Raw genomic sequence first — 7714 nt, 5'->3', positions numbered from 1 at the left:
CCGCCGCCACCGCCAGCCGGCGCATCGGATCGTGCCCGCGCCGCGCCACGGCCCGCCGCGCGGAAGGCACCGGGACGAGCAACAGAGGCCCGTCCGGGCCCCGCGCGCCCCGGCGCGCGCCACTCGTACCGACCCGCCACACCGCGCCCGCCAGCGCGCCGCCCAGGGCCTCCGCCAGCGCCAGCGCTCCCCGCTCCTTGTGCGCGAGCAGCACCGACCGCACCGCGTCCGCGTACCAGGCCGCGGCGTACACCGGCGGCAGCCCGGCCGGAACCGGATCCGGCCACGCCCGTCGCGCCGACCGCCCGGCCAGCTCCTCCCGGCACTCCTCGCACAGGACGCGGCGCGCGGCCCCGCATCCCGCGCAGTCGGCCGGGAGCACCAGCCCGGCGATCTCCTGCCACCACCCCCGCACGGTCCCCACTCTCCCGCCGGGAGACCGGACCCGCCACCCCTGTGGACAACTCCGGACATGCCCACGACACCCTGTGGACGACGCGCCGCCACCCCGGCGTCCCCGGCCAGGGGCGCGCTACCCCGGATAGACCGGCGCCGCGCCGTCCTTCGCCACCGGCTTCCAGTTGGTGTCCGGCAGCAGCCGCACGATGCCGCCGTCCCGCTCCGCGAGCAGCGCCGACGCCCGGCCCTGCGTCTCCGGAGCCGCCACCCCGCCGACACCGGTGATGCCCGGCAGCGCCGAGACGCCTGACAGCGAACCGTCCGTCTCGATGTACTCCACCTGCTGCAGGCCGCCCTGCTCGTTCCCCGCGACCAGCAGCCGGCTCCCCCCGGCCCAGGAGACGGCGTCGACGCGGACGAGGTTCGGTGCCACGGACCGCAGCTCGCGCACCGACAGCCCCGGCCGCCCGTCACCGCTCCGCCGGTCCACCCGGCCCAGCCGCAGTTCGGAACGGTCCCCCTTGGTCACCACCAGGGCGATCCGCACCCCGTCCGCCGCGATCCGGAGCCCGGTGATCCGGCCACCGTTCAGCCCCGTCACCGGCACCTCCTCCGGCGTCCCCTTACCCCCGAGCAACCGCAGCAGCCGCGGGTGGTCGGGGTCCTGGTCGGCCACCCACAGGTCGCCCAGACCGTCCCAGCTGGGTGTGGTCAGCCCCGCCTTGGCCCCGCCGTGCGACGTCAGCCGCGCCTCGCCCGGCTGCGTCCCGTACTCCAGCCCCGCGACGTACAGCGCCTGCCCGTTGGCGCTCACCACGGCGGCCAGCCGCTCGCCCCGGTCCACCGCCACCGACCCCAGCCGCGGCCCGTCCGCCCCGAACGGCCCGGCCACCCGCCGCGCCTCGTCGTCGCCGTCCGCCAGCTCGACCACCCGGCGCCGGCTGTCGAGGAAGTACTGCCGCTCCGGCTGTCCCGCCGTCCGGTCCGGCCCGAACTCCGCGGCCCGCTTCCGGTTCAGCGAGCACAGCGTCTCGTCACCGCTCTGCAGCGTGACGCTCTCCACCCGCGCCGACTCCTGCGCCGTGTAGAACAACTGCGCCGCCATCCGCAGGCACTGCTGCTCCCCGACCCCGGCCGCCCTGCCGTCGAGCCGCACCTTGAGGTTGTTGGAGTCGTCCGGCGACAACCGCTCGTCCGCCAGCCGCGTCTTCGGCGGGAACGCCGTCGCCGCGGCCGGGTCCAGCCACGTCGTCGGCCCGTCGAGCAGCGCCTTCACCACGGACGTCACGGTGTCTATCCGCTTGCGCAGGTACACCGGGTCGGCGACGAGCACGTCCCTCCCCTTGCTGTCCACCCCAGAGCCCAGCTCGGCGAAGTAGTACTTGTTGACCGACCGGTAGATGCGCTGGAAGTCCGGAACGCCCACCACCAGGCCCGGCGGCAGCGCGTCGATGCGCCACTCCCCGTCCTCGTACGTCAGGTGCACCGACTGCTCGTACGCCCGCGCGTCCGGCTTGTACGCGTGCTTGCCGTCCACCCGTGCGACCTGCTTGCCGGTCAGCTTGACCCGCCGCGACCCGGCGCCGGCGTCGGGGTCCCGGCCGCCCGGCACCATCTGCACCTGCGGCATCTCCGCGAGCACCGTCGTCGACGCGGCCGGGTCCCACTCCCGCTTGATGGACTTCGCCAGGTACATCCGCGCCGTCGCGTAGTCCGGGTCGTCGCTGGTCGTGGCCTCCAGGAAGCCCTGCACCAGCTCGGCGGGCTGCTCGCCCTTACGCGGCGGCACACCGTAGACCCGCACCTGCGAGTCCGCGTCCGCGCGCTGCGAGGAGTCCACGGCGTGCACCTCGCCGCTGTCCGGCATCGAGGCACACCCGGCCAGCAGCAGTCCGGCCACGGCCGCCACCGCCGGCAGCGCCCGGCGCCACCGGTCGTTCCGCCCGCTCACGACCGCCTCCGCTCTTGAACGCCCTGAACACCCTGAACGCCATGAATGCCCGGAGTGCCCGGAGTGCCCGGAGTGCCCGGAGTGCCCGGAGTGCCCGGAGTGCCCGGAGTGCCCGGAGTGCTCGCAGCACCCGGAGCACCCTGAACGCCACCCGTCGAACCGTCCGCCGTCGACCCGCCCGGCCGGGCCACCACCCGCGCCCCGCTGCCCGGCAGCGCCGCCGGGTCCACGGCCGGCGTCTGCCGCGTCTGCGCCGGTACGGGCGCCCCGCGGCCGGCCGCCGCCAGGGGCACCCCGGCCTCGTTCACCCCGCGGTTGCGCCGCGAGTCCGCCGGCTCCAGCGGGATCGGCGAACCGCGCAGCGGCTCACCCGCCGTACAGGGCAGCGTCAGCCGGAACTGCGAGCCGCCGCCCGGCTCGCCCCACGCCTGCAGCCAGCCGCCGTGCAGCCGCGCGTCCTCGACCGCGATGGACAGCCCCAGGCCCGTCCCGCCGGTCGTCCGCGCCCGCGCCGGGTCGGCGCGCCAGAAGCGGTTGAACACCCGCGTGGCCTCGCCCGGTTTGAGCCCGACACCGTAGTCCCGGACGGCCACCGCGACCGCCCCGCCGGCCATCGCCAGCCGCACCAACACGTCCCGCCCCTCACCGTGCTCCACGGCGTTGACGACGAGGTTCCGCAGCACGCGCTCCACCCGCCGGGCGTCCGCCTCGGCGACGACGGGCCGCTCCCCGCCCTCGACCAGCAGCCGGCTGCCCTTCCGCTCGGCCAGCGGCAGCGCGCCCTCGATGACGCGGTTGACGACGTCGCGCAGGTCGATCGGCTCGGCCTCCAGGGCCGCGGCGCCCGCGTCGAACCGGCTGATCTCCAGCAGGTCCGCGAGCAGCGACTCGAACCGGTCCAACTGCCCGAAGAGCAGCTCCGCCGAGCGCGCCGTGATCGGATCGAAGGAGTCCCGGGCCTCGTGGATGACCTCGGCGGCCATCCGCACGGTCGTCAGCGGCGTCCGCAGTTCGTGCGACACGTCGGAGACGAACCGTCTCTGCATCCGCGACAGCTCCTCCAACTGCTGGATCTTCACCTGGAGGTTCTGCGCCATCTTGTTGAACGACTCGCCCAGCCGCGCGATGTCGTCCTCGCCCGTGACCTTCATCCGCTCCTGGAGCACGCCCGCCGCCAGCCGCTCGGAAATGCTGGCCGCCATCCGCACGGGAGTGACGATCTGCCGCACCACCAGCCACGCGATGGCCCCCAGCAGCACCACCAGGAACACCCCGGCCGTCGCCAGCGTGCCCTTCACCAGGCTCAGCGACTTCTCCTCCTGCGTGAACGGGAAGAGGTAGTACAGCTGGTACGGCTTGCCGTTGATGTCGTAGAGACGCTTGCCCACGACGAGCGCGGGCTCCCCCTCGTCCGACCCGCTGCGCCGGATCGACGTCGGCTCCTCGAAGGCCCCCTGCTTCTCCAGCCGCTTGCGCAGCTCCTCCGGAACGCTGCGCTCCGGGTCGATGTCCCCCGAGGCACGCGGCCCGCGCGTGCCCACGTGCGTCCCGTCGGAACCGCCGTCGCTCAACGCCACGACGTAGTAGACGCCCTGGCCGCCACTGGCCAGCTGCTGGACGAGCCCGGTCAGCCAAGCGCCCGCGTCCGGCGTCCTGCCGCCCGTCTGCGCCGCGTCCTGGGTCCGCCCGTCGGCACCGGTCGCCCCCGCGTCGGCGGCGTCTCTGGCGGCCTTGAAGCCACCCTCCGCCTGGCTCTGGGCCGCGTTCCGCTTGGCCTCCAGCAGGCCGTTGCGCACCTGCCCGATCACCACGATGCCCAGCAGCAGCACCACACCCAGGGACATCAGCAGCGTGGTGGCGACCACGCGCAACTGGATGTTCCGCAGCCACAACCGCATCACCGGCAGCAGCGGCCGGCGCACCCAGCGCGCGTAGAGGCGCAGCACCGGGTGGACGGGCGCCGTCGCCGCCCCGTCGGGCAGCATCCGGCCGGCCCGCCACAGCCGCCGGAAGAGGGATATCCCGCCCGCCACCTCGGCGGGCCGCCCCGCGCCCCGCTCCGGAGCGGCACCGCCGTCCGTCATGTCAGCTCGGCCCGGCCTTGTAGCCGACGCCGCGCACCGTCACCACGATCTCCGGCCGCTCCGGGTCCTTCTCGACCTTCGAGCGCAGCCGCTGCACGTGCACGTTGACCAGCCGCGTGTCGGCCGCGTGCCGGTAGCCCCACACCTGCTCCAGCAGCACCTCACGGGTGAACACCTGCCACGGCTTCCGGGCCAGCGCCACCAGCAGGTCGAACTCCAGCGGCGTCAGGGCGATCGCCTGGCCGTCCCGCTTCACGGAGTGACCCGCCACGTCGATGACGAGGTCGCCGATGGTCAGCTGCTCGGGTGCCGGTTCCTCCGATCTCCGCAGCCGGGCCCTGATCCGGGCCACCAGTTCCTTCGGCTTGAACGGCTTGACGATGTAGTCGTCCGCCCCGGACTCCAGACCGACCACCACGTCGACGGTGTCGCTCTTCGCCGTCAGCATCACGATCGGCACACCGGACTCGGCACGGATCAGCCGGCACACCTCGATTCCGTCCCGGCCGGGCAGCATCAGATCAAGCAAAACAAGATCGGGTTTGGCCTCGCGAAAAGCGGCGAGTGCCTTGTCACCGTCGGCTACGAACGACGGCTCGAAACCCTCACCACGAAGCACAATTCCGAGCATCTCGGCCAGTGCGGTGTCGTCGTCGACGACAAGGACGCGTCCCTTCATATCGACATCATCCCATTACCCGATCGTGACCTGACACACAGCTCCGCCAGACCGGCCTTCGTCACGGGGGAAACAACCCCGTTTTCCGTGACAATCGCGGTCATCAACTCGGGCGGTGTGATGTCGAACGCAGGGTTGTAAGCCTGCGCTCCGAGCGGCGCCACCGGCACTCCGGTGCCCGTCCCCCCGCCCGTCGCCTGCGGCGGAACGGGGATTTCCGTGACCTCGTGACCGGGCCGCTGCTCCACCTCGATGTCCGCGCCGCCTTCCGTCCCCAGGTCCACCGTCGTGCTCGGCGCCACCACCACGAACGGAACGTGGTGGTAGCGGGCCAGCACGGCGAGCGGATAGCTGCCCACCTTGTTGGCCACGGAACCGTCCGCCGCGATCCGGTCCGCCCCCACGAGGACGGCATCCACCTCCCCCGCGGCGAACAGCGAGCCGGCGGCGTTGTCGGCGAGCACCGTGTACGCCATCCCGGCCCGCGCCGCCTCGTAAGCGGTCAGCCGCGCGCCCTGGAGCAGCGGACGCGTCTCGTCCACCCAGAGCCGCCGCAGCCGCCCGGCGCCGTGCAGGGCCCCGGCGACGGCGAACGCGGTGCCCTGACCGCCGGAGACGAGGGCCCCGGTGTTGCAGTGGGTCAGGATGCGGTAGCCGCCACCCGGCAGCAGCTCCTCGAGCAGGGCGACCCCGCGCTCGGCCATCCGGGCACTGGCCTCGGCGTCCTCGCGGTGCACCGCCCGCGCCTCGGCGAGCGCCGCGGCCGCGGCGCGTCCGTCGCCCCCGCCCTTCCGGACCGCTTCCCGATGGGCGTCCCGGACCCGCACGACGCCGTACGAGAGGTTGACCGCGGTGAGACGGGCCCGGGCCAGCATCTCGGCGGCCTCCTCCACGTCGAAGCCGCGCACCGCGGCGAGCGCCACACCGTACGCACCCGCCACACCAAGCAGCGGAGCCCCACGGACGGCGAGCGTGTGGATGGCGTCGACGAGGGCAGGCACGTCCGTACAGACCAGCTCCACTTCCTCGGTGGGCAGGCGCCGCTGGTCCAGGAGGACGATCACGGGCCCTTCCGGCGGTTCCTCCCAGCGGAGGGGTGAGGTGGCGGGAAAAGCAGCGGCATCCGAAGGTCGCGCGTACTGATCGGCCATTCACCCAGTCTGCCCCGTCCCGGGGCGACTATTGAAGGTCCTCTCGGTTCTCTCCCCCGTACGAGGCCACGGGGCGCCGACGGGGGCCTCTGGCGGGCCGACGCACGCCCCTCCTCCGCCTCTCCGGCGTCCTGTCGGGGGCGCGCACCGCCTCTTACAGGCCCCGAGCGCGCTGACGCCCCCGTGACACGATGTTCGGGTACGGCTCGGACGCCGCACCGGCAAGCGGGCCCAGAAGGAGCGACAGACCATGAACGACTCTCCGGGCCGGAACTCGCCCGGACCCTTCCCGCCCGGCCCGCCCGGCCCCCCGCCCGGCTGGCAGAACGGCCCCGGCTGGGGCCACCAGCAGTGGGGGCCGCCGCCGAACGCGCCGAAGCCCGGCGTCGTCCCGCTGCGCCCGCTCGGCCTGGGCGAGATCCTCCAGGGTTCGTTCTCGACCCTGTTCCGGTACTGGCGGACGGTCCTGCCGGTCTCCTTCGGCATCGCCCTGGTCACCCAGGCCGTGACGACGGTGGCCAACGGTCTGTGGCTGAAGGGCGGCGAGACCCTGGAGCTGGGGGACGAGGTGAGTGCCCGGGAGGCGATGGACGCCATGACGGACAGCCTCGGGGCCACCGGCGTCAGCATGGTCGCCGGCCTGGTCGGCTCGATCCTCGCCTCGTCGATCCTGACGGTCGTGGTCAGCCGGGCCGTTCTCGGACGGTCCGTCAGCGCGGCCGAGGCATGGCGGGACGCGCGTCCCCAACTGGCCCGCATGGCGGGGCTGCTGTGCCTGATCCCGCTGATGCTCCTCGGCGTCTTCGCCGTCGTCACGGCTCCCGGCCTGCTCCTCTTCGCGGCCGGAGCGGAACCCGCCGGCGTCGCGCTCGCCCTTCTGGGCTCGCTGGCCGGGCTGGCCGCCATGATGTGGCTCTGGATCCGTTACTCCCTGGCTCCGCCGGCCCTCATGCTGGAAAAGCAGGGCGTGATCGAGTCACTGCGCCGGAGTGCGAAGCTGGTCCGGGGCGCTTGGTGGCGGATTCTCGGAGTGCAGATCGTCGCTCTGTTGATCATATTCGCGATGACCATGATCGTGCAGATTCCGTTCGGCGCCATTCAATTGACCATCGGTGATGGTGATCTTGAATCCGCCACTTCCCTCTCGTGGCCTTCCTTGATCATTACGGGTGTCGGTGCCGTCATCAGTTCCACGATCGCGCTGCCTTTTATGGCCGGTGTGACGGCGCTGATTTACCTGGACCAGCGGATCCGCCGCGAATCGCTGGACGTGGAACTCATCCGCGCCGCGAACTCCGGCTGACCGACTCATCGCATGCTCGCCACCCGGGGGCGCGAAGGCGCCCTCGGGGCGGGCGGTGCCGGCTGTGCGGCAGGAAAACACAAAAAAGCCGTGGGCCCTGAATCGATTCTCATCGATCCAGGGCCCACGGCTTTATCAAATATAGTT

6 protein-coding genes are annotated in these 7714 nt (G+C 72.8%); 1 reads left to right on the top strand and 5 read right to left on the bottom strand.

Annotated elements, in window-relative coordinates:
• The 5 genes from JNW98_RS33815 to mtnA all read right to left on the bottom strand — a co-directional run.
• The coding region (locus JNW98_RS33815) for a ComF family protein (protein ID WP_372459392.1) at nucleotides 1–415 on the bottom strand (415 nt) is incomplete at its 3' end.
• Nucleotides 416–532: 117 nt separating this feature from the next.
• Nucleotides 533–2350, bottom strand: coding sequence for an LpqB family beta-propeller domain-containing protein (locus JNW98_RS33810; protein WP_223772117.1), 1818 nt, complete (start codon nucleotides 2348–2350; stop codon nucleotides 533–535).
• Nucleotides 2347–4434, bottom strand: coding sequence for an MtrAB system histidine kinase MtrB (gene mtrB, locus JNW98_RS33805; protein WP_372459391.1), 2088 nt, complete (start codon nucleotides 4432–4434; stop codon nucleotides 2347–2349). Before mtrB ends, JNW98_RS33810 begins: the two co-directional genes overlap by 4 nt.
• 1 nt (nucleotide 4435) lies before the next feature.
• A complete protein-coding gene (gene mtrA, locus JNW98_RS33800) occupies nucleotides 4436–5113 on the bottom strand; it encodes a two-component system response regulator MtrA (protein WP_004946863.1) in 678 nt (225 codons plus the stop codon).
• Nucleotides 5110–6264 carry an S-methyl-5-thioribose-1-phosphate isomerase gene (gene mtnA / locus JNW98_RS33795; protein WP_223772116.1) on the bottom strand — a complete coding sequence of 385 codons (1155 nt, stop codon included), beginning with the start codon at nucleotides 6262–6264 and terminating at the stop codon, nucleotides 5110–5112. The genes mtrA and mtnA overlap by 4 nt, the downstream gene beginning before the upstream one ends.
• Nucleotides 6265–6514: 250 nt before the next feature.
• Here mtnA and JNW98_RS33790 point away from each other — a divergent pair, with 250 nt between their 5' ends.
• Nucleotides 6515–7567 carry a DUF7847 domain-containing protein gene (locus JNW98_RS33790; protein WP_223772115.1) on the top strand — a complete coding sequence of 351 codons (1053 nt, stop codon included), beginning with the start codon at nucleotides 6515–6517 and terminating at the stop codon, nucleotides 7565–7567.
• The last annotated feature ends 147 nt before the right edge of the window (nucleotides 7568–7714 follow it).

It is taken from the genome of Streptomyces huiliensis, from assembly GCF_020037025.1.
GTDB classification, from domain to species: domain Bacteria; phylum Actinomycetota; class Actinomycetes; order Streptomycetales; family Streptomycetaceae; genus Streptomyces; species Streptomyces huiliensis.
The sequence above is the reverse complement of the archived record's forward strand: the minus strand, read 5'-3'. Positions and strand labels throughout refer to the sequence as shown.

Excerpts from the sequence above, each read along its gene's own strand:
- mtrB (WP_372459391.1), bottom strand. The coding sequence starts at position 4,434 with ATGACGGACGGCGGTGCCGCTCCGGAGCGGGGCGCGGGGCGGCCCGCC.
- mtrA (WP_004946863.1), bottom strand. The coding sequence starts at position 5,113 with ATGAAGGGACGCGTCCTTGTCGTCGACGACGACACCGCACTGGCCGAG.
- JNW98_RS33790 (WP_223772115.1), top strand. The coding sequence starts at position 6,515 with ATGAACGACTCTCCGGGCCGGAACTCGCCCGGACCCTTCCCGCCCGGC.
- mtnA (WP_223772116.1), bottom strand. The coding sequence starts at position 6,264 with ATGGCCGATCAGTACGCGCGACCTTCGGATGCCGCTGCTTTTCCCGCC.